The sequence below is a fragment of the Mucilaginibacter celer genome (assembly GCF_003576455.2).
In the GTDB taxonomy this organism is placed as follows: Bacteria; Bacteroidota; Bacteroidia; order Sphingobacteriales; family Sphingobacteriaceae; genus Mucilaginibacter; species Mucilaginibacter celer.
The window spans coordinates 303,279-324,125 of sequence record NZ_CP032869.1; the positions used below are offsets into that span (position 1 = coordinate 303,279).

Consider the following 20,847-nt stretch of genomic DNA (forward strand, 5'->3'; position numbering starts at 1 on the left):
GATTTAACTTTCAATAAAAAGGTAGCTTAAAAAATACAGATCAAACTTTTACCTTATTTTTGTTTAATACAAATACTGTACCACCTAACTCCTATAAATGAAGTTTTTTACATTAAGCCGCGTTATATTACTTGCCCCTTTTTTATTGCCTGTAGCAGTAGCGGCGCAAACCGGCACCAATACTAACGGAAGTAACATTAATGCCATACCTACCGAAGTAGCCTTCCTGAACATCTCGCCCGATTCACGCTCAGGTGCAATGGGTGATGCAGGTGTAGCTTTAACGCCCGATGTTAATGCCAACTTCTGGAATCCATCTAAACTTGCTTTTTTAGAAAGTGACGATGCTTTGTCATTATCATACAGCCCCTGGTTGCGCCATCTGGTTCCCGATATCAGCCTGTCGTACCTAAGCTATGCACATAAAATTGACGATCGTAATACCCTCGGTGCTTCCCTTCGTTATTTTAACTACGGTTCTATCCCGCTGGCCGATGATAATGCCAACCAGCAGGGTAACTATACGCCTAATGAGTTTTCGCTCGATGTTTCGTTTGCCCGTAAATTCGGCGACAATTTTTCGCTCGCTTTAACGGGTCGTTACATCCACTCTAATATTTCAAGCGTGGCATTTGCAACCAATGCGGGGCAAACCACCAAAGCTGGGAATGCCTTTGCGGCCGATATCTCCCTGTACTACCGCGCTCCTTACGGCGATGGCAATACCTTTGCTTTTGGTACCAATATATCCAACGTGGGCACAAAAATTGGATTTAGCGACGTGGGACCAAAGTACTTCCTGCCAACCAACCTTAAAATAGGGATAGCCAATACCTGGAAACTTGACGATATTAACGAGTTTACCGCTGCGCTCGATCTGAATAAGCTGTTGGTGCCAACCCCGCCTATAAAGGATGGCAACGGTAATATTATAAAGGGACATGATAATGATGTTTCGGTTCCGGCCGGTGTTTTTCAATCATTTGGCGATGCTCCGGGCGGTTTCAGCGAAGAAATAAAAGAAATCACCCTATCACCAGGTTTTGAGTACTGGTACAATAAGCAGTTTGCCCTGCGTGCCGGTTATTTTTACGAAAACCCGATGAAGGGCGGCAGGCACTACCTTACCATGGGTGTAGGCTTTAAATACAACGTTTTCAATTTCGATTTTTCATACCTGGCGGCCAGCCAGCAAAACAGCGCCCTTGCTAATACGCTGCGTTTTACGCTATCGGCAAATTTTGGTGCTACAAAGTAATAATGGGTAAAATAAAAGTAGGTTTTGGGTTTGATGTACACCAGTTAAAAGAAAATCACCCATTTGTTTTAGGCGGAGTTAAGCTGGAGCACCATGCCGGTGCTTACGGTCACTCGGATGCCGATGTATTGTTACATGCTATTTGCGATGCTTTATTAGGTGCAGCTAACCTGCGCGATATCGGCTTTCACTTCTCTAATAAAGACGAACGCTGGAGAGGGATCAGCAGTCTGATCCTGTTGCAGCATGTCGTAGCATTGTTGAAAGAAAAAAACTATGTTATTGGCAATATCGATGCCATGGTGTGCCTTGAAGCGCCAAAGATCAATCCGCATATCCCTGCTATGAAAGGGTATATTGCCGAAGCGGCGGGTATTGAGGAAGAGGATATTTCTATTAAAGCTACTACCAACGAGCAAATGGGATTTATTGGCAGGGAAGAGGGGGTTGTGGCTTATGCTGTTTGTTTGATTGAGCGGGGGGCGTAATACCAGGCAAAGGTGTAGGTGTTTGAATTATTATCATTTTTACAGAGTAAAAAAAGGCCCGTAATTTTTTATTTACGGGCCTTTTTATCTCCCGTTCCGTCAGGGTCTCTCGCAGAGGACCCTGAGGGTCTTTCGCTCTTTTGCACGCTACATTACTACTAACTCTAAAACTCGTAGTCCGTGTATGAGACTTGCATTGCGTATACCTCAAGGTACTCTGCGAGAGACCCTGAGGGGACGCGAAACTCTAAACTTTATTCTTATCCCCCTCAACCTTCACATTCCCGGTACGCTTCAATACCCCCCAGCCACTCAGCTCACCTTTCAATGCCTTACGCACCGATTTAAACAGCACATAATACATTAGCTGCCTCCACATAAAGCGCTGCGGAATAATATAAACAAGCTTCCTGTAATCCTCTTTCTCCATCCGGAAGGCGATGATGCCCACTATAAAATCAACAATAACAAAAGCTGCATAGTATATCAGCATTTTCTCGGGCTTTTCGCCAAATAAGGCAAACAGCATCATTAAATCGGCCAGCGGCGAGAACAATGGCAATATGATCTGGAAGATAAGGATATTCGGCATCCCCACCATCCCGAAAAATTTATACTTTTTATTAAACAGCGCGTCGCGGTTTTTCCAAAAGCTTTGCATTACGCCAAAACTCCAGCGGAAACGCTGTTTAAGCAGCATATTGATGGTTTCCGGAGCCTCGGTATAGGCTACAGCCTCGGCGCAGTTGCGTACCACGTAGCCTTGTTTAAGGATGCGCATGGTTAAATCACAATCTTCCGCAAGTGTATCGTAAGTAAAGCCGCCTGCTTTAAAGATAGCCGATTTACGGAATGCTCCGATAGCACCCGGTACTACGGTGATGCTATTGATCAGGTCAAAAGCACGGCGGTCCATATTTTGGGCAGTGATGTATTCTATCGATTGCCAGCGGGTGATGATATTGTTTTCGTTGCCCACTTTTACGGTGCCTGCCACCGCGCCAATTTCAGCATCGGTAAAGTAGGTCATCAGCTGATAAACGGCATCGGTTTTAAGCTGCGTATCTGCATCAATACAAACCACAAAATCGTTTTGAGCATGGGTAATACCAAAGTTCAGGGCCGAGGCTTTACCGCCGTTTGGTTTGGTTAAGATCTTAACCAGCGGGTTACCGGCATAGGCAGCTTCTACAACGGCATATGTTTTATCCTTCGATCCGTCATCAACAAAAATGATCTCGAATGATGGATAGTCGGTTTTCAGCAAGCTTTGAATAGTAGCTACGGCATTTACCTCTTCATTATAGGCCGGTACAATGATGCTTACCGCAGGCATTACATCTGTATCGCGGTTTAATTTTTTCGATTTTTTATCCTCGCTGCGCTGCCTAACCGCTAAAATACCGATTAACACAATACGCCCGATGGCCAGGAATATAGCCGACAGGAAGATGTAAACCAGCGTCCAGTTCAGGTAGTAATACCCATGCACAAACATATCATAAGCCGGCCCGAAAATGCCTGGTTCCGCTTTAATCGGCGGCATTAAATCGGCTTTGGTTTTGCCCAATACATCGGCAATGGTGGTAAACTGGTAACCGTGCGCTTTAAAGTAATGGATTATTGCAGGCAGGGCTTTCACAGTTTCCTCGCGGGTGTCACCACCGGCATCGTGCAACAGTATCATCGATCCGTTATCTTTTTGACGGATGGTACGGGCGATAATGCTATCGGCAGTAACACCGGGCTGCCAGTCCCACGGGTCGATAGATTCGCCAATGGTGATATAGCTTTGGCGGCGGCTTTCGGCAACCGGGATAACCTCGGCCAGCGTTTGCGGCTCGGCATCGGCATTAAACGGCGGCCTGAACAAAATGGTACTGCGGCCTGTTACCGATTCAATAAGCTTACGCGTTGAGTTAAGCTCCAGTATTACTCGCTGCAAACTGATGGTTGAAATATCAGGGTGAAAAAACGTATGATTACCTATCTCATATCCTTCCTCATACTCACGCCTTAGGATCTGGATGTTTTTTTCGGCCATCGATCCTACAACGAAAAATGCAGCGGGTACATTTTCTTTTTTCAGGATATCGAGGATGCGCGGCGTAAAATCAGGGTCCGGACCGTCATCAAAAGTTAATACCACTTTTTTAGGTGCATAACCGTACCTGCGGATCACATACTTAGTTGGCAGTTTTTTATAGGTTTGATCGAGGATGGTATAGGTGGCGCTATCCATCTTTACATCAATTAAACCGGTAGTAGGGGTGGTGATGAGGTCAAGTACCTCGCCATCGCCGTCATAATCAACATTTACCCGGTTATTTAAACCTACAGTGGTAAGTTTCTTCATGTCGATGCCGGTTTTCTTCAGCGAATCGATTGATAGGTTTTTCTGGAAGAAAGTCCACAATCGTGGGTCTTCTGCACCTAAGCGCCAAAGGGCCACGCCTCCGGTTGCCCAGTCGTCGGCCATGCGGATCACGTTAAAATTGGTAGCCGCGTCGGTAAAATAAACTACATGGTCAAGGCTGTCCTTATCCATATAGGTATAATGCAGGTTGGCCGAATTTGGATCGAAGGTTATCTTACTTTTTTGCTCTTCGGCGGTACTGATAGCCTGCTGGTAGCCCATGGTTTTACCCACGCTGCTTTCGCGCCAGTCGTAAGCGCCGCCGGCAAAGGTTAATATGATTTTTTCTGATGGAACTTTCGAACAAACATCATCCAGGATCTGCTCAACCCAGCGCTGGTTTGATATATCGCCGGCATTGGTAGCTTCGTAATGTTCATCAATGGCCATGATAAACAGAAAGTCGTTTACATGCTGAAGCCTTGAAATATTAAATGTTTCATCTTCGGGCACTACGTTTTGTGTAACCAGGAAGCCTTTGGCATGCAGCGTTTGGTAAAGTTCATTCTGAAAAGCTACGTAGTTTTTGCTGTTGCGGTCGCGTAGCTCGTCAAAGTCAACGTTAATGCCTTTTAACTTATATTTAGTTAATGAGTTTACTATACTGTTAATAAAGCCGTCACGTAGTTTTTTGTTATCAACAATACGGTCAACGTCTTTAGTATCGTAACCGCCATGGGCATTATCATAGTTTACATAGTTTGATAGCGATACAACGATGGGCTTGTTGTACTTTTTATTGAGATTCATCAAACCCGTATCCAGTTTGGTAATAACGGTATCAACCTTCGGGGCGATAGAAAAACCTTCGCTCACAACCATGTCAAGGTGCGATAGGTTTACCACCAATGAGTTATAGGCCTGTGGTTCCCAGGCGCGATAGAAGGCGGCGTTTATCCGGTCTTTATTGTTAGGCTGTTTGAGCTGATGCTGTTTCCTGGCTTTTTCGAGTGCCTCGATCTCCGATTTCTGGATGCGGAAAGATTTAAATTTGGTTGATCTTTTAAGCTGATCCAACTCCTCTTTCGACATTTTTTTAGGAGCCGGGTTAAGGTTTGGAAGATCGGGGTAATAAGTGGAGCGGATAGTGACAATTACGGCTATAATACCAATGACCAATACTACCAGCAGTACGCGGCTAAGCCATTTAAAACGGTTCCACCTACCCGGGTTATCAGCCTGAAAAACTTGCTTGCTTGATGACATTAAGTGATTTTACTTTGTTAAAAGTATAGGTTACTTATGAAGATTGTATGAATGGTATTGCTTAGCGTTTAGCCGTTTTAGCCGGCTCGATGCCCGAAAAATCAACCCCGCATTTGCAGTTACCACCGCAAGCCTTTTTGGTTGTAAGGCTTTTATACATCATGCGGCCCAGGTAAAAAACCGCGCCTGCAAAAAGTAGTATAACAATGATGGTTTGCATATTCATGTTTACAAAATTAAGCATTATTTAACATATACGTATATCGCTACTTATTAGTATTGATTTTTACAATGGCATGAAGGCTACTGTGCCACCCACCCAGTTATAATCCTTGTTATAGCGTACGCCAATCATTTTTCCGCGGCTTAACCTTGCCAGGTTTATAGCCAGCGTTGGCTTTTCGTCGCCATCAGGCCAGAGGTACAACAATCGGATCTCGGCCTTAACACCGCCTTCCGGCGATTGTACTACCGGCTCATAAGCTACTTTTTGCTGCAGAATCCAATTTTCAGGATCGGTTATAGCTTCAATATCGGCCTTACTAATATCGATGATCACGCCCTGACCTGCAAAGGAGAACAACGGTTTAAGTACATAGTTTTCCAGATCGGCAGGAATTTGTTCCACCTGGTGCAAAAACTGTGTTTTGGGCACGTAATTGCCGCTTAAAAAAGGCATGGTGAATTTGCTTACGCGATAAAACCAGTTGGGATGAGTGATCCATTCTACCTCAAGGGGCTGGCGGATATCAGCCACTTTGGTAAATATATCCGGATCGCCGGCTATCTCATCAAATATCAGGCGGTTATAAATACGTTTGATTTGCTTTTTATCATCGCCGGCCATATAGTAAAGCTTTTTGCCTTCCTGTATCAAATCGCTTAGGGATACCACCGGGGTACCGATATATTTTTGGGTGAGATAAAAATCAACCGCGGTTTTTTGTTCAGGAGCGTTTACATCCATTAAAACTACCTCATCGGGTTGGTATGGACCGAGGACGGTTTTTTTCAGCAGATCAAGATAGCTTTTCTTATCCAACCCGCCGAAGAAGATAGTTTCATCTTCCGCAATCTCATAAACATCGCGATAGGTATCTCCCAAATGCACCTGGAAGCCATAAAGCGACGGAAAGCCCTGTAACTCGATCAGTTTAGGTACTATGTTTCCCTGTTCATCTTTACAGATCCCAAAATCGAGCGCGATAAAATGCGGGTGGTCATTCTCATTGGCTACACGCCAGAAATCGGGGATGGCACGTTCAGTAAGTTCTTTAAAGTTGGGTTGGAGGATGGTGTTGATAATATCATTGCCTGCTGCCACAAGTTTATCCCCGAAGTCGGCAGTTAAAAACACAGGCGTTTCTGCTACGCGAAAGGGGACAGGCTCTTTCAGGCTTTCGTTCAGTTTGGCAAGAAATTGCTGATACTTTTCATCGCTGAAAGCATCATTAAATGTTTTTCTGGCTGACGGGTTCATAAGTATTGGTTTATATTTGTCTGAACCGGGATTTGGGGAGATTTTTATGATTTATAAGATTTTGCGTTCATCGCGGAATCTTTTAATTCTATAAATCACAGTTCAGACAAAATCGGTGTAATCAAAAATCAATCGGTGTAATCCCAATAAAAAAAATCCGAATTCCGAAATCAACTCACACAACACCCAAAACGTTCTCCAACGCTGTATCCAAAAAATTAGGTATCAAAGTGTTTTGTGTATGCGTTATCTTATCCGGATCGTCGAGGCGCTGCAGCATTTCGCGGTATTTAACTTCGCCGTGTTCATTAATTACTTCCTGCTTTTTCTCGTCGCGCATCAGCATCCCCTTCATGCCCGTAGCATCAGCCTCTGGGTGAAACTGTGTGGCGAAAAAGTAATCGTTATACCTGATAGCCATCATGGCGCGGGGTAAATCAACATGCGGGCGCTCTTTTTCTATCGCTACCAGTTGCATGTTTAATTCTTTAAACCGCTTTTCATCCGGGTTGATTACCTGCCAGCTACGCGAATCGACAGCGTAAAACGGTTCGGCAAGATTTTTAAATAGTGGCTCGTTAACCCCCTCCGCTGTTTTGTTCACCGGCAATATCCCGAATGATGGCGACCTGCGCATATTGATATCGCCCAGCTTATAATGCCTGCACATCAGCTGGAACGAATGGCATACAAAAAACACGTGTTTTTTATCGCCGTTATTGCCCAGATTATGGTCTTCCAGCTTATCAATCAGCCTGAAATATTTCTTTTCCCACTCGGTGCCTTCGGTATCTAAAGGGTTTCCCGGTCCACCGCTCGAGATGTAGATATCGAAGTTGAGGTCGGCCATTTCGCATTTTTTGCGTACGTCGAAGATCTGGTACTCCAGGTCAAGATCATGTTTGGCCTTGTACCGTTTCAAAATATCCTGGAAACCGCGCATGCCTTCGTTTGCTATCCCATCATACAGATCAAGTATGGCTACTTTTATTGCTGGTTTCATAAGCAGGCCCCCTCTAAATCTCCCCCGGTAGGGGAGACTTTCTTATTTCCATTATTTAATTTTAGCATACGTTAAGCTTTCTTAAGCCCTCCCTTCCGGGGAGGGTTGGGTGGGGCTGTTGGGCTTTACAACCCCTTCAAAGTTTGCGATGTGATGTAATCAACCACATCGGCAAAGTTATTATTTTGCTGGTAAATGGCCAGTTGTCTGTCGGCACCGGTGCCGTGTTCCAGTATGTTATGCACATATTTAAGGTCATCGCGCGAGCCGAGATCATCTACCACATCATCCACAAAATCCAATAATTCAAGTACTAACGAGCGGGTGTTTACCTCCATCTCTTTACCAAAATCAATCATTTTACCGTCGATGCCATAGCGTGCCGCCCGCCATTTATTTTCGTTAATGAGCGCGCGCGAGTAGTTGATAAACTTCATGTTTTGTGCGCGAAGTTTGTACAACTTGGCGCAAAGTGCCTGGAATAAGGCGGTGAAAGCGATTGTTTCATCAACCAGCATCGGGCAATCGCAAATGCGGAATTCGATGGTTTCGAAAAACGGGTGTACGCGGATATCCCACCAGATCTTCTTCGCGTTATCAATACAATTGGTTTTCACCAGCAGTTTTATATAGCGGTCGTACTCTTCAATACTATTGAAATAATCGGGGATGCCCGTGCGCGGAAATTTATCAAAAACCTTTGTCCTAAACGATTTAAAGCCGGTATTACGTCCCTCCCAAAACGGAGAGTTAGTTGACAGCGCGTACACATGCGGCAAAAAGTAACGCACCTGGTTGGCAATATGAATGGCCATATCGCGCGATTGGATGCCCACATGCACATGCAAACCAAAAATAAGGTTGGAGCGGGCCGCTTCCTGCATCTCATCCACTATTTCAAAATACCTTGGATGGTCGGTAATCAATTGGTGTTGCCAGTGCGAAAAGGGGTGGGTGCCTGCAGCGCCAATGCGCAGACCTATATCGCCGGCCAGTTGGGCCACCGTGGTGCGGAGTTTGCTTACTTCTTTACGAGCCTCCTGGGTGTTACGGCAAATGTGGGTGCCTACTTCAACTACGGCCTGGTGCATTTCGGCCTTTACCTGGTCTTCATGGATTTTTTGCGCGCTATCCACAATTTTCTGCTCGTGCGATTTCAACTCCCGCGATACGGGATCAATCACCATAAATTCTTCTTCAACACCTAAGGTAAACTCGTTCATAATTGGTTTGGTTATGATATTTTATAATTCCCCTCTTGAGAGGGGGCGCGTAAGGTAGGTGTGAAGGCAGGGGTGTGTTTCTACGCGCGATAACACACCCCTACACCCCTCTCGAGAGGGGAATCGCACGGCCCCTTATTTTTTAGCCGCCTTTTTAGGCGCGGCTTTCTCTTTTACAGCAGCTGTTTTAGCAGGTGCTTTAGCTTTAGCAACGTTAGTTTTCCCTTCTACCTCAATAGCATGGTCAACCACGGCCACCGAAACATCGGCCTTAACAGCTTTGGTAACCGCCGCTACCAACGGCGTTTTAGCTGCCGAAGTTTTTACAAACTCGCCCCAGGTAAGGTTATCTAAACCATCCTTTTGTTTTTTGACGCGTTCAATAGCATAGTCGGCTGCGGTTTCTACTACCCATTCAAAATTTTCCTGACCTACACTGTTCACGTCGGCGTCGGGGGCAGGGTTGCAAAAATCAATAGCATAAGGTACGCCGTCGCGCACGGCAAATTCAACCGTATTAAAATCGTAGCCTAAATACTGGTTAAGTTTTATTACATAGTTTTTAACGGTATCCAACAGTTTTTTAGCTGCGGGTGCTTTGCCGTGTTCATAACGTAAGTGGTGCGGGTTGCGTGGTTCGTATTGCATAATGCGCACATGTTTGCCGCCAATGCAATAGCAGCGGAAGTAGTCGTCAAAAACAACCTCTTCCTGCAGCATCATTACGTATTGTTTGGTTTTGTTGTACTTATCAAAAAAGTCTTTACTGTCTTCCAGTTTATAAACTTCTTTCCAACCGCCACCGTCAAAAGGTTTCATATAGGCGGGGAAACCCACATAGTTAAATATACCGTCCCAATCAAGCGGGTAAGCCAGGTTACGGAACGACAGGTTGGTGGTATCATCTGGTAGTTCTTTTGATGGCAGGATCACGGTTTTGGGTACAGGTACACCAATTTTAACGGCAAGCGCGTTGTTGAAAAATTTTTCGTCGGCGCTCCACCAAAAAGGGTTGTTGATAACCGCGGTGCCGCAAATAGCAGCGTTTTTAAGGGCGGCGCGATAGTAGGGTACATCCTGCGAAATCCGGTCGATGATCACCGAATAGTCTAACGGTTCGGCCTGCATTACTTTATCAAGCCGCACAAACTCGGCGCTGATGCCTTTTTCTGCTTTTTGGTTTACACGGTCGACAAATGCCTGCGGAAATGTGTTTTCCTGTCCGAATAAGATGCCAATTTTTTTCATGATAGATGGTAGTTTATTTTATTGTTTTTTTTGGGTTGCTATTTCATAATTCGCTAATTCAATAACTCACTAATTCACTAATTACTTTATGGTTGATAAATAATGCGGAAACATCTCGCGCCATATGGGCCAGTCGTGGTTGGCAAAGGGGCGAATGTCCAGCCAATGTTTAATATTCTTTTGCTTTAAAATGTTTGATAGTTCGATATTATAACCTTTGCAGATATCGTGCTCGGAGGTGCCGAGAATGATGTTCATCTTCCATAAATCACTATGGTTATTGCCGGGCAAAAAATCAACCGGGTTGTTGTAAAAAATGGTATCGTCATAATAACCATCGGTAAACATTTTAATGTTGAACGCGCCGCCCATGCTAAACAGGTGTTTTACCTTTTCGGGATGTTTAAAGGCAAAGTTGGCGGCATGGTATCCGCCAAAGCTACAGCCGGCCACGGCTACGCGGTTAACGCCGGTTTCGTGCATGGCCCAGGGCACAAGTTCGTTAACCAGCATGCGGTCGTAACCATCGTAGGTTTTGGCACGGTCGGCGGGGTGGATGCCTTTGTTGTACCAACTCCTGTCGTCGATGGTATCGGGGCAGTAAATTTTAACCAGGCCGTTATCAACAAACCAGCGCACACTTTCAATCAATCTAAAATCTTTGTTTTGATAATAGCGGCCTTTAGTGGTAGGGAACAGGATAACCGGGTAACCCCGGGTGCCAAATACCAGCATTTCCAGATCGGTATTGGTATTGGGGGAATGCCAACGGTGATATTTTTCTGTCAAAAGCGTGTAGTTTTTATAATGACTGTAAGTTAACAGCTTTGTTTGACATAGGCAACAGCCTGATAATATTAATCATCCGCCCAAAAAAGTAAAAAGGATAGCTTATTTTTGCGCCCTTAATTTTAATTTTAAACAGAGAGAGATGTACCCGGGCTGGCTTGATACTGAAATGACAATAACGCGACAAGATATAACCATAGCTTCCAAATTGCTTGAACGGGAAGTAACCTTAACTATCCTGAAACCGGAAGATAGTGATATTGTTGAACCATTGAATTTACTTTTGCTTAACGACGGCCAGGAAGTGGAAAGCCTCGGCCTTCGAGATACCCTCGAAACTTTATACAATACACACCGCTTAAAACCTGTATTGGTTGTAGCTATTCACGCGGGCGAAAACAGGCTTGATGAATATGGTATTGCCGGCAAGCCCGATTTTAAGGGTAGGGGAGCTAAAGCCGATATTTATACCCGGTTTATAAAACAGGAACTACTACCGCAGTTAAAACAGTTAACAGGTTTTGATGCGTTTGATACCACAGCTTTCGCCGGTTTTTCTTTAGGGGGATTATCCGCTTTTGATATTGTTTGGAACAACCCTCATCTGTTTAACAAAGCAGGCGTGTTTTCGGGTTCATTTTGGTGGAGGGGAAAAGACCTCGCCAAAGGCTACACCGATGCCGACAGGCTGATGCACCAGGTAATCCGCGAAACTAAGGCTAAACCGGCCATTGAGGCCTGGCTGCAAACCGGCACTAAAGACGAAACCAGCGATAGGAATAAAAACGGCATCATCGATGCTATTGATGATACTACCGACCTGATCAGTGAAATGGAAGCTAAGGGCTTTAAACGTCCTGAAGAAATTCAGTATGTTGAAGTGGTAGGAGGGATGCATGATACGGCTACTTGGGGTAAGGCGATGGCTAAGTTTTTGGTTTGGGCTTTTGGGAGATAGGGTATAATTTTTGTAAATTAGCTTTATTATGGGAACAGGGATAATTGCAAAAAAATTTGAAGTATTGCCTGATAACCTTAAGCTTAAGGGATATATTGACGCTTTACTTAGCGAGAACGGGATTAGTGTAAGCGATTTTGTTGGGCAAAATAGTATAACTGAAAACAAAGTATTTAAAATTAAGCCAGGTTTTGGAGGAGGGAAAGGGATTATTGGCTATATGGCTGATGATTTTGACGCCCCTTTAGATGATTTTAAAGACTACATGTAAGCCATGAATTATCTTTTAGATACTCATGCTTTTTTGTGGTACATAGATGGGAGTACTGAATTATCTTCAACTGCAAAAGCTATCGTTGAAGACAAAACCACCGTTAAATTTATCAGCACCGCCACTTTATGGGAAGTTTCGATAAAGATAAGTTTGAACAAGCTGAACTTAACTTTGAGCTTTGAGTCACTTCCTGATTTTATTGCAAGTAACAGATTTAATGATCTGGCAATAGAGTTTAAACATCTTCAACAACTGGGCAAGTTGGAACATCATCATCGCGATCCTTTTGATCGGCTAATTATCGCTTAGGCTATTACCGGGAATCTTACAATTATCTCCGCCGATCAGCATTTTGCGGCTTACCCCGTAAGCGTAGTTTGGTAAACTCAATGTTAATTCTAAACTATAAGCGCTAAACGCTTTATAATCTCATAATTTAACCGTACCTTTGCGCCAAATTTATAGAGGCATTTTCATGCAAAAAATCAGAAATATTGCGATCATCGCGCACGTTGACCACGGTAAAACTACTTTGGTTGATAAAATCCTGCACAGCTGTGCCATTTTTAGGGACAATGAGCAAACCGGAGAGTTAATCCTTGACAACAACGACCTTGAACGTGAGCGTGGTATCACCATCGTTTCAAAAAACGTATCTGTAAGGTATAAAGATGTTAAGATCAACATTATCGATACCCCTGGTCACGCCGATTTTGGTGGCGAGGTTGAGCGTGTATTGAAAATGGCTGATGGTGTATTATTACTTTGCGACGCTTTTGAAGGCGCCATGCCTCAAACCCGTTTCGTAACTCAAAAAGCTTTGGCTTTGGGCCTTAAGCCAATTGTGGTTGTAAACAAAGTTGATAAAGAAAACTGCCGCCCTGAAGAGGTTTACGAGCAAATATTTGAATTATTCTTCAACCTTGAAGCTACCGAAGAACAGCTGGATTTCCCGGTTATCTACGGTTCGTCAAAACAAGGCTGGATGAGCACCGATTGGAAAAAACCAACGGAAGATATCTTCCCGTTGATGGACGCTATTTTGGAAAACATTCCACCAGCGCCTATTGCCGAAGGTACACTACAAATGCAGATCACATCGTTAGATTACTCATCTTTCGTAGGCCGTATCGCTATCGGCCGTGTTGCCCGTGGTACCATCAAAGAAAACATGCCGGTATCGTTGGTAAAACGCGATGGCACTATCCAAAAATCAAGGATCAAAGAACTTTACACTTTCGAAGGTTTGGGTAAAGTAAAAGCTACCGAAGTAAAATCGGGTGATATCTGCGCTGTTGTAGGTATCGATGGTTTTGATATCGGTGATACTATTGCCGATTTTGAAAACCCTGAGCAATTAGAGGTTATCAAAATTGATGAGCCAACCATGAACATGTTGTTCACCATCAACAACTCGCCTTTCTTTGGTAAAGAAGGTAAATTTGTTACCTCACGTCACGTACGTGACCGTTTGTACAAAGAGATGGAGAAAAACCTGGCGCTTAAAGTTGTTGAAACCGAATCGCCTGATTCATATTTGGTTTATGGCCGTGGTATCCTTCACTTGTCGGTATTGATCGAAACTATGCGTCGTGAAGGCTATGAGTTACAGGTAGGTCAGCCGCAGGTTATCGTTAAACACATTGATGGTGTTAAATGCGAGCCGGTTGAAACCCTGATCGTTGACGTTCCTGCCGATGTTTCCGGTAAAGTTATCGAGTTGGTTACTCAACGTAAAGGCGACCTGTTGATCATGGAGCCAAAAGGCGATTTGCAACATTTAGAGTTTGAGATCCCGTCACGTGGTATCATTGGTTTACGTAACAACGTATTGACCGCTACTGCAGGTGAGGCTATCATGGCGCACCGCTTTAAAGCTTACGAGCCTTGGAAAGGTGTTATCCCAGGCCGTTCAAACGGTGTATTGATCTCGATGGAAAAAGGCCAGACAACTGCCTACGCTATCGATAAATTACAGGATCGTGGCCGTTTCTTCGTTGATCCGGGTGTTGATATTTACGAAGGCCAGATCCTTGGCGAGCACATCCGCGATAACGATTTGGTGATTAACGTGGTTAAAGGTAAACAGTTAACCAACATGCGTGCATCAGGTAGTGATGATAACGTACGTATTGCGCCGGCTATCAAATTCTCGTTAGAAGAATCGATGGAGTATATCCAGGCCGATGAGTACATCGAAGTTACACCGCAAAGCATGCGTTTACGTAAGATCTATCTAACCGAAAACGAGCGTAAAGTAAACGCTAAAAGGTTTGTTAATCAATAATTGATTATAATATGTTTTTTTTAAGCCCCTCCGATCATTCGGAGGGGCTTTTTTGCGACGTGTTTTTGGCATAATCAGCCTAATCGCTAAATTAGTTTTATGGAACACTACGATAACCGTATAGGTGCTTACATCGAAAAATCTGACGATTTTGCTCAGCCTATTTTAAAATACATTCGCGCCGTGGTGCATGAAGCAGCGCCCGGCATTACCGAAACCATGAAATGGAGTATGCCGTTTTTTGATTACAAAGGCGTGGTGTGCAATATGGCCGCGTTTAAGCAGCATTGCTCGTTCGGTTTTTGGAAGGCATCGTTATTGTACGATCCGCAAAAAATATTAAGCCTGGCCGATCAGGCAGCAGGTAGCTTCGGGCGGTTAACCTCTATTGATGATCTGCCGCCAAAGGAGGTGCTTATCGAATTTATACAACAGGCGGTATCTTTGAATGAAGATAATAAGCCGCGTCCGGCATCACAGAAAAAAACACCAGCCCAACGCGATGAATTGGTGGTGCCCGATTATTTTGTAACCTTTTTAGAAGCTCACCCGCAAGCCTGGCTTAATTTAAACCAGTTTAGCTACTCGCAGAAGAAGGAATACATAGAATGGATAACTGAGGCAAAAAGCGAAGCAACAAGGCTTAAGCGCATGGAAACAGCGGCAGAATGGCTTGCTGAAGGGAAGTCAAGGCATTGGAAGTATAAAAAGTAAAAGATAGTATCGTAATGTTTGATGAATTAAATAGATACAAAGATAATGGACATTTTTTCTTTACAAGTAAAGTAAAATTATCGGAGGTTTGTAACGCGCCTTCAAATAAGAGTGGGGTTTATTTAGTTTACGCGTTAGCCAAAGGTAGAATCGAACTTATCTACATAGGTAGATCAGGTAAACGAGGTAGTGACGGTTTGGTGTCTGTTAGAAGAGCAGGGCTCGGAGGAATAAAAGATAGAATTGTTAATGGACATCAGTTTGGAAAGGTTGCCCGAAAAAATTCCTGGCCAAGCCAGATTTTGATTGAGGATATTGAAGCGTTGGATGTTTATTGGTATGTAACAAGCGATAATAAAAATGATGATTGCCCATCCGTTATTGAGAACTTATTGCTGAAAAGACATTTAGAATTCTTTGGCAAATTGCCCCGATGGAATAAGATCTAAGAAATTCCACCTAATAAATTCTCTTTCATTGCCGTCCCTTTTAAGGGACGGTTAATCATGTTATGACAGTTGGCTTTAGCCAAAGTGCGCAATGATTTGATTTATACAAGAAGCCCCCTTCGATCCTAAAAATCCAACGGCCCTAACCTCCGCATATTCTTCATGATCAAATATTGCCTGTGCTTCAAATACTTGGTAGGATTAGTAGCCGACCATTTTAAAGGGCTCGGGAAAATCACCGCTATAGCCGCGGCTTCCTGCCTGGTTAAATCTGCTGCCGATTTGTTAAAATAGGCTTGCGAAGCGGCTTCAACACCATAAATACCATCACCCATTTCAATCTCATTCAAATAAACCTCCATTATGCGTTTTTTGCTCCAGAAGGTTTCTATCAGCACGGTAAAATAAGCCTCAATGCCTTTGCGCAACAATGAGCGGCCTTCCCATAAAAAAACGTTTTTAGCTACCTGCTGCGATATGGTACTACCGCCAATCAATTTTTTGCTGTGCGAGTTTTTTTCGATAGCTTTTTCGATGGCGTTAAAATCAAAGCCGTGGTGCTCAAGAAAGGTCTGGTCTTCGGCGGCAACGGCGGCGCGTTTCATATTGTCGGAGATCTCGTCAAAGTCTTTCCATTTTTTATCTATCTTCCATTCCTTACCGGCAGATTTACGCTGAAACCCGCGCTCTATCATCAGCCAGGTAAAAGGAGGGTTTATAAAGCGATAGGCGATCACACCCAACAAACTCAATCCAAAAAATAAAATAAATACCAGCTTAACAATTCTGAATATAAGTTTAGGTATGCCGTAATATTTCGAATCCGCTTTTGAGTTGCGTTTGCCCGACTTTGATTTTTGGTTTTTGTTGAAAAACTTTAACACTGCTATAATATTTCCTTATAAAAAGAGAGGGTGTTTCGTTATTAACGAAACACCCTCAAAAATTATAATTTTTTACAGAAATCCGAAATCGAAACTCCGAATTCCGAAATATAAATTATTCCGCTACTACTTCAAACGGAACCTGTACTTTAACTTCTTTGTGCAGGTTGATGTTGGCTACGTATTCACCAACAAATTTAGGCTCCTGATCAAAAGTGATACGGCGACGATCAACGTCAAAGCCTTCTTTTTTCAATGCATCAGCAACCTGGATAGTGTTGATAGCACCGAAAATTTTACCGGTTTCGCCGGCTTTAGCACCAATAGTAAGTTTAACACCTTCTAATTTAGCTGCAACAGCATCAGCATCCTTACGGATTTTTTCTTGCTTAAATTGAGCTTGTTTTAGGTTTTCGGCTAAAACTTTGCGTGCGCTTTCGGTAGCTAATATGGCGTAGCCTTTTGGTAAAAGGTAGTTACGGCCATAACCTGGTTTCACGTTTACGATATCGTCTTTATCACCCAGGTTTTTTACATCTTGTTTTAAAATAACTTCCATTTTCTTAAATCTCCTATTATTTTAATGAATCTGTAACGTAAGGTAATAAACCGATGTGGCGGGCACGTTTAACAGCCTGGGCCACTTTACGCTGAAACTTTAATGAAGTACCGGTTAAACGACGTGGCAATACTTTACCCTGATCGTTAATGAACTTTAATAAAAAGTTTGCGTCTTTGTAATCGATATACTTGATACCGTTCTTTTTAAAACGGCAGTATTTTTTACGGTTATCCTCCACTTTTGGAGCGGTAACGTATTTAATTTGTTCGTTAGCCATTAGTTTGCTGCCTCCTCTGCTTTAGGTTTTTTGTTGAAAGCACCGCTGCGTTTTTTGTCATTGTAAGCAATGGCATGTTTATCCAAAGCAATGGTCAGGAAACGCAAAACACGCTCATCGCGCCTTAACTCAACCTCCAATTTGTTAATTAATTCACCTGGAGCCTTAAATTCAGTTAAGTGATAGTACCCTGTAGTTTTCTTTTGGATAGGGTACGCTAATTTTCTCAAACCCCAATTATCCTCCTGGACAATTTCGGCTCCGCCATCAGTTAAGATTTTGCTAAATTTGGCATTTGCCTCTTTAGCAACTTCTTCTGAAAGCAACGGGGTTAGAACGATCACGATTTCGTACTGTTGCATTATACTTGATTTTTAATTATTTACCCGCACTAAACGGGGCTGCAAATGTACAAATATGATTTGTATATATCAAATGTTTTTATTTAATGCAAACAAATTGAAGCCGGGGTAGTATCTTGGCAAAAAAATAATACGATGAAAAAGAACCTGATCCTGATTATCACAGTTTTTTTGCTTGCCGGCGTAAAAGTAAACGCTCAGGAAATTGGCCCTGCGCAACAGCGCTTGTTAGATTCGCTTTGCAAAAGCATTTCAAAAATTGATGTATCAAAAATTAAAACTAAAAAAGAAGCCAACGATGCCTTTATGAATTGCTTTGAAAGCTATGCCGATCAATTGGTTGAGGTAGCCAAAGAACAAAATGTTGACATGACCAATCAGGCAGCCATGCATGATGTAGGTATTAACATTGGTAAAAACCTGATGAAGCAAAAATGCGGATCATTTATGCAACTGGCCATGAAAATGGCAAAAGGTAGCGATGAGGAAGGAAACGTGGCACAATCAGTTACCGGTACCTTTAAACGCATTGATAATAGAGGCTTCAATTATCTTGTTATAACAGATAAAGCCGGATCTGAAAAATCATTTATCTGGTTGAGGCAGTTTGGTGGCTCTGAGAAATTTATGGGTGCCGAAGCTGCTAAGTTAGCCGGTAAAAAAATTGAAGTAACCTGGAAAGATATGGAGGTATACCTCCCGCAGGCAAATGGGTATTATATAGTAAAAGAGATAATCTCAATATCGTTTTTATAACCTAAAAAGAGCGCTTTGTAAAAATACCTGCAAAGCGCTTTTTTTTAAAACTTATAAGCGGGTGCGGGGTTTATTGAGAAAAACCCATAAGCTATGCAAACCGCGACTCACTCAACAGCGAACACAGCAAAATCAACACTCACCTTTGATGAAATTTTAATGTACGGCGGCGGAGATGATCCTTTACAAGGCGATTGGAATGACGAAGAGGATGAAGATTTTGACGATGTACTTGACGACAAGGACGATCTGCACGAAATACAGGTAGATAATGACCGCGGTGAACCCGACCCGGAAGATGATGATCATTTACCTGATGATGACTGGCAGTAAGTTTTCGCCGGTTAGTTAATTCAAAAAATATCTTTACCTGAAGTTATTAAACATGTCGCCAAACATATCGTGCATCATGTGCTGCATAACTATATCCTTTATCATGCTCATCTGTTCCTTAAACCAACCTTTAGGGCGTTTTTTTGAATCGGCAAGTGCAGTTTTTAACTGGTTAATTTGCTTTTCGGCCCGGCGGCGCTGGGCCGAAAACTTTTGAGGGCTGAATTTTCCATTTTTATCAATAAAATCGGCTACGGTAGTACCGTTGCTGTAGTGGATTTGGTGTATGGACTGATTTAATTCCAAAAGCTGACTTTCTAATAACTTAATGTAGTGTTTTAACATATTATCAGCCCTTGCCGCCACATCGGTTTCATTATCATCAATATGGGTAAGTTGCAGCTTTAATAAGGTAAAAAAGTCATTTTCCTGATAGGCTTTGGTTACCTGCTTAACAATTTCGGTTTTTTGTTCTTTTAATTCGGCATCTCTTTCCAAATCGGGATGGAACTTTTTTATCAGGCGCATATAAATACCGCGCGCGTCTTTAGCTATATCGGCAGTCTCGTCCGAAACCTTTTTGGTCCCGGGTTTCTTTTTTTTATTTTCGGCTTCGGTATCAAGGTTGTTAAAAAAATCCTCGCGCCTGCTGTTGATCTGTTCGGCAAATTTTTCTCTGAATTCTTCAAAATAAGCTTCCTGGCCTTTTTTTAGCATTTCTTTCACATCTATATCAACACCAACCAATTCGCTTATTGATTTAGCCAGGCCAACAGCATCATCATCGGCCGCGAGTTCATCTAACGAGTAGCCGGTATATTTTTCATGAAGTTTAGATAGTACAGCGTCCTGATGTCCGAAGATATCGAGCAGGCTATCCAATTCGTTACCCATATAGTTTACCAGGTATTCTTCATTATACTTGCCAACGCCGATCTGGGTGGCAAGTTCATCCACTCTGATCAGGAAATCGCGCATCAGCAATTGCGCTTCATCTTCAAGCGGCAGTAAATCATGCTCTATTTTGGTGTAGGCTTTTTGCAAACCTTCAGCCATATTTATCTTAAATTGTTTTTGCTTCTCAATTTCGGCTAAAAGTTTTTCATATTTAGCGTAGATTTTTGATTTGGGTGCAGTATTGTTTCTTTGTGAGGTGGTTGCAATTTTCATGGGGAGGATAGAAAGGATAAAAGGGAAAAATATGTCTGGTTTACCGTTTTTCGGCAAACAAATCATCGAGATTTAAAATAAAACCTGGAAGTACAGGTGTACTAACTTCATCTCCGGTAGTTAGCAAGCGTGATGCCTGATATTTATTTTCAATAAGTGTATACCTCAGAAAAGTTTTTTCGGCCGGATGGATAATCCAATATTCAAGCACTCCTGATTCTTCGTAAACATCATATTTATTCTTCAGTTCCTTTTTATTATTTCCTGGCGAGAGTATTTCAACAATAATGTCCGGAGCTCCGAGGCAACCTCGTTCATCAACTTTGGCAGGGTCGCAAATTACTGAAATATCCGGCTGCACAACAGTTATAATCTCTTTATCGTACTCGCTTTTTCGCAATAATCTCACATCAAACGGAGCCGAAAAAACTTCACATGATTTACCTTCAAGATAATTCCCGATCCATCTGCTTAAACGCAATGAAATGCGTTGATGCACCGAGCCCGGAGCCGGGCTCATTTTAAAAATCTTGCCTTTAATAAGCTCCAAGCGCTCGTCAAACGTCCACTTCAGGTAGTCGGCGTATGTATAAGTTTTTGTTAAGTCGAGATCGGATAATTGCATAACAATTAGTACTTATTTCAAAAATAACGATTTTATCCGACACCCATGTTCAAAATTTTAGCAATTGGCCTCTTTCAGTAAACCT

The 20,847-nt window shown here is 42.9% G+C and carries 23 protein-coding genes; 10 read left to right on the plus strand and 13 right to left on the minus strand.

The features are described from left to right. Positions 1-97: 97 nt before the first annotated feature. Both porV and ispF read left to right on the plus strand, forming a co-directional pair. Positions 98-1,258 carry a type IX secretion system outer membrane channel protein PorV gene (porV, locus tag HYN43_RS01165; protein WP_119407705.1) on the plus strand — a complete coding sequence of 387 codons (1,161 nt, stop codon included), beginning with the start codon at positions 98-100 and terminating at the stop codon, positions 1,256-1,258. A 2-nt stretch (positions 1,259-1,260) separates the two neighbouring features. Beyond that, a complete protein-coding gene (gene ispF / locus HYN43_RS01170) occupies positions 1,261-1,746 on the plus strand; it encodes a 2-C-methyl-D-erythritol 2,4-cyclodiphosphate synthase (protein ID WP_119407706.1) in 486 nt (161 codons plus the stop codon). Positions 1,747-1,993: 247 nt separating this feature from the next. Here ispF and HYN43_RS01175 read toward each other — a convergent pair whose 3' ends face one another. From HYN43_RS01175 to HYN43_RS01205, 7 genes are all read right to left on the minus strand, one after another. Beyond that, positions 1,994-5,368 carry a trifunctional glycoside hydrolase family 18/polysaccharide deacetylase/glycosyltransferase family 2 protein gene (locus tag HYN43_RS01175; RefSeq protein ID WP_119407707.1) on the minus strand — a complete coding sequence of 1,125 codons (3,375 nt, stop codon included), beginning with the start codon at positions 5,366-5,368 and terminating at the stop codon, positions 1,994-1,996. Positions 5,369-5,429: 61 nt separating this feature from the next. Then, positions 5,430-5,612 (minus strand): FeoB-associated Cys-rich membrane protein, encoded by a 183-nt coding sequence (locus tag HYN43_RS01180; RefSeq protein ID WP_245447109.1) that lies wholly within the window; start codon positions 5,610-5,612, stop codon positions 5,430-5,432. 42 nt (positions 5,613-5,654) lie between these two features. Then, entirely contained in the window at positions 5,655-6,848 is a 1,194-nt protein-coding gene (locus HYN43_RS01185; RefSeq protein ID WP_119407709.1) for an ATP-grasp domain-containing protein, read from the minus strand. 175 nt (positions 6,849-7,023) lie between these two features. Next, the gene (locus tag HYN43_RS01190; protein WP_119407710.1) at positions 7,024-7,851 is read right to left on the minus strand and encodes a type 1 glutamine amidotransferase; all 828 of its coding nucleotides are present in this window, start codon (positions 7,849-7,851) and stop codon (positions 7,024-7,026) included. A 125-nt stretch (positions 7,852-7,976) separates the two neighbouring features. Then, positions 7,977-9,074: a carboxylate-amine ligase gene (locus tag HYN43_RS01195; RefSeq protein ID WP_119407711.1), complete on the minus strand. Its 1,098-nt coding sequence runs from the start codon at positions 9,072-9,074 to the stop codon at positions 7,977-7,979. Positions 9,075-9,209: 135 nt separating this feature from the next. Further along, positions 9,210-10,322 (minus strand): ATP-grasp domain-containing protein, encoded by a 1,113-nt coding sequence (locus tag HYN43_RS01200; RefSeq protein ID WP_119407712.1) that lies wholly within the window; start codon positions 10,320-10,322, stop codon positions 9,210-9,212. An 81-nt stretch (positions 10,323-10,403) separates the two neighbouring features. Continuing rightward, positions 10,404-11,111 carry an esterase family protein gene (locus HYN43_RS01205; protein WP_119407713.1) on the minus strand — a complete coding sequence of 236 codons (708 nt, stop codon included), beginning with the start codon at positions 11,109-11,111 and terminating at the stop codon, positions 10,404-10,406. A gap of 169 nt (positions 11,112-11,280) precedes the next feature. On the opposite strand from HYN43_RS01205, the gene HYN43_RS01210 reads away from it, so the two are divergent. From HYN43_RS01210 to HYN43_RS01235, 6 genes are all read left to right on the plus strand, one after another. Continuing rightward, a complete protein-coding gene (locus tag HYN43_RS01210) occupies positions 11,281-12,069 on the plus strand; it encodes an alpha/beta hydrolase (protein ID WP_245447111.1) in 789 nt (262 codons plus the stop codon). A 28-nt stretch (positions 12,070-12,097) separates the two neighbouring features. Then, positions 12,098-12,340: a DUF2281 domain-containing protein gene (locus tag HYN43_RS01215; RefSeq protein ID WP_119407715.1), complete on the plus strand. Its 243-nt coding sequence runs from the start codon at positions 12,098-12,100 to the stop codon at positions 12,338-12,340. 3 nt (positions 12,341-12,343) lie between these two features. Next, a complete protein-coding gene (locus HYN43_RS01220) occupies positions 12,344-12,652 on the plus strand; it encodes a type II toxin-antitoxin system VapC family toxin (protein ID WP_119407716.1) in 309 nt (102 codons plus the stop codon). 166 nt (positions 12,653-12,818) lie between these two features. Further along, complete coding sequence (typA, locus tag HYN43_RS01225) at positions 12,819-14,630, plus strand: translational GTPase TypA (RefSeq protein ID WP_119407717.1); 1,812 nt, start codon at positions 12,819-12,821, stop codon at positions 14,628-14,630. Positions 14,631-14,729: 99 nt separating this feature from the next. Then, positions 14,730-15,344: a YdeI/OmpD-associated family protein gene (locus HYN43_RS01230; RefSeq protein WP_119407718.1), complete on the plus strand. Its 615-nt coding sequence runs from the start codon at positions 14,730-14,732 to the stop codon at positions 15,342-15,344. A 14-nt stretch (positions 15,345-15,358) separates the two neighbouring features. Continuing rightward, on the plus strand, positions 15,359-15,793 hold the full coding sequence (locus tag HYN43_RS01235; protein ID WP_119407719.1) for a hypothetical protein: 435 nt from the start codon (positions 15,359-15,361) through the stop codon (positions 15,791-15,793). Between the two features lie 125 nt (positions 15,794-15,918). Here the strand turns inward: HYN43_RS01235 and mtgA are convergent, their stop codons facing one another. The 4 genes from mtgA to rpsF all read right to left on the minus strand — a co-directional run bounded on the left by mtgA (position 15,919) and on the right by rpsF (position 17,878). Further along, complete coding sequence (mtgA, locus tag HYN43_RS01240) at positions 15,919-16,587, minus strand: monofunctional biosynthetic peptidoglycan transglycosylase (RefSeq protein WP_425373719.1); 669 nt, start codon at positions 16,585-16,587, stop codon at positions 15,919-15,921. A gap of 205 nt (positions 16,588-16,792) precedes the next feature. Continuing rightward, on the minus strand, positions 16,793-17,236 hold the full coding sequence (gene rplI / locus HYN43_RS01245) for a 50S ribosomal protein L9 (RefSeq protein ID WP_119407720.1): 444 nt from the start codon (positions 17,234-17,236) through the stop codon (positions 16,793-16,795). 16 nt (positions 17,237-17,252) lie between these two features. Then, entirely contained in the window at positions 17,253-17,516 is a 264-nt protein-coding gene (gene rpsR, locus HYN43_RS01250; protein WP_022833472.1) for a 30S ribosomal protein S18, read from the minus strand. Next, a complete protein-coding gene (gene rpsF, locus HYN43_RS01255) occupies positions 17,516-17,878 on the minus strand; it encodes a 30S ribosomal protein S6 (RefSeq protein WP_119407721.1) in 363 nt (120 codons plus the stop codon). The genes rpsR and rpsF overlap by 1 nt, the downstream gene beginning before the upstream one ends. A 135-nt stretch (positions 17,879-18,013) precedes the next feature. Here rpsF and HYN43_RS01260 point away from each other — a divergent pair, with 135 nt between their 5' ends. Together HYN43_RS01260 and HYN43_RS30085 are read left to right on the plus strand one after the other, a co-directional pair. Beyond that, positions 18,014-18,634, plus strand: coding sequence for a hypothetical protein (locus HYN43_RS01260; protein WP_119407722.1), 621 nt, complete (start codon positions 18,014-18,016; stop codon positions 18,632-18,634). Between the two features lie 93 nt (positions 18,635-18,727). Next, positions 18,728-18,967, plus strand: a complete 240-nt coding sequence (locus tag HYN43_RS30085) for a hypothetical protein (protein ID WP_162996250.1) — start codon at positions 18,728-18,730, stop codon at positions 18,965-18,967. Positions 18,968-19,000: 33 nt separating this feature from the next. Here the strand turns inward: HYN43_RS30085 and HYN43_RS01265 are convergent, their stop codons facing one another. Then, complete coding sequence (locus HYN43_RS01265; RefSeq protein ID WP_162996251.1) at positions 19,001-20,137, minus strand: hypothetical protein; 1,137 nt, start codon at positions 20,135-20,137, stop codon at positions 19,001-19,003. Positions 20,138-20,177: 40 nt separating this feature from the next. Beyond that, the gene (locus HYN43_RS01270) at positions 20,178-20,762 is read right to left on the minus strand and encodes a Uma2 family endonuclease (protein ID WP_119407724.1); all 585 of its coding nucleotides are present in this window, start codon (positions 20,760-20,762) and stop codon (positions 20,178-20,180) included. Between the last annotated feature and the right edge of the window lie 85 nt (positions 20,763-20,847).

Coding starts and splice junctions, on each gene's coding strand:
- porV (WP_119407705.1), top strand. CDS start 98: ATGAAGTTTTTTACATTAAGCCGCGTTATATTACTTGCCCCTTTTTTA.
- rplI (WP_119407720.1), bottom strand. CDS start 17,236: ATGGAAGTTATTTTAAAACAAGATGTAAAAAACCTGGGTGATAAAGAC.
- HYN43_RS01265 (WP_162996251.1), bottom strand. CDS start 20,137: ATGAAAATTGCAACCACCTCACAAAGAAACAATACTGCACCCAAATCA.
- HYN43_RS01270 (WP_119407724.1), bottom strand. CDS start 20,762: ATGCAATTATCCGATCTCGACTTAACAAAAACTTATACATACGCCGAC.
- HYN43_RS01230 (WP_119407718.1), top strand. CDS start 14,730: ATGGAACACTACGATAACCGTATAGGTGCTTACATCGAAAAATCTGAC.
- HYN43_RS30085 (WP_162996250.1), top strand. CDS start 18,728: ATGCAAACCGCGACTCACTCAACAGCGAACACAGCAAAATCAACACTC.
- HYN43_RS01180 (WP_245447109.1), bottom strand. CDS start 5,612: ATGCTTAATTTTGTAAACATGAATATGCAAACCATCATTGTTATACTA.
- HYN43_RS01190 (WP_119407710.1), bottom strand. CDS start 7,851: ATGAAACCAGCAATAAAAGTAGCCATACTTGATCTGTATGATGGGATA.
- HYN43_RS01210 (WP_245447111.1), top strand. CDS start 11,281: ATGACAATAACGCGACAAGATATAACCATAGCTTCCAAATTGCTTGAA.
- HYN43_RS01215 (WP_119407715.1), top strand. CDS start 12,098: ATGGGAACAGGGATAATTGCAAAAAAATTTGAAGTATTGCCTGATAAC.
- HYN43_RS01200 (WP_119407712.1), bottom strand. CDS start 10,322: ATGAAAAAAATTGGCATCTTATTCGGACAGGAAAACACATTTCCGCAG.
- HYN43_RS01175 (WP_119407707.1), bottom strand. CDS start 5,368: ATGTCATCAAGCAAGCAAGTTTTTCAGGCTGATAACCCGGGTAGGTGG.
- HYN43_RS01235 (WP_119407719.1), top strand. CDS start 15,359: ATGTTTGATGAATTAAATAGATACAAAGATAATGGACATTTTTTCTTT.
- typA (WP_119407717.1), top strand. CDS start 12,819: ATGCAAAAAATCAGAAATATTGCGATCATCGCGCACGTTGACCACGGT.
- ispF (WP_119407706.1), top strand. CDS start 1,261: ATGGGTAAAATAAAAGTAGGTTTTGGGTTTGATGTACACCAGTTAAAA.
- HYN43_RS01185 (WP_119407709.1), bottom strand. CDS start 6,848: ATGAACCCGTCAGCCAGAAAAACATTTAATGATGCTTTCAGCGATGAA.
- HYN43_RS01220 (WP_119407716.1), top strand. CDS start 12,344: ATGAATTATCTTTTAGATACTCATGCTTTTTTGTGGTACATAGATGGG.
- HYN43_RS01260 (WP_119407722.1), top strand. CDS start 18,014: ATGAAAAAGAACCTGATCCTGATTATCACAGTTTTTTTGCTTGCCGGC.
- rpsF (WP_119407721.1), bottom strand. CDS start 17,878: ATGCAACAGTACGAAATCGTGATCGTTCTAACCCCGTTGCTTTCAGAA.
- HYN43_RS01195 (WP_119407711.1), bottom strand. CDS start 9,074: ATGAACGAGTTTACCTTAGGTGTTGAAGAAGAATTTATGGTGATTGAT.
- rpsR (WP_022833472.1), bottom strand. CDS start 17,516: ATGGCTAACGAACAAATTAAATACGTTACCGCTCCAAAAGTGGAGGAT.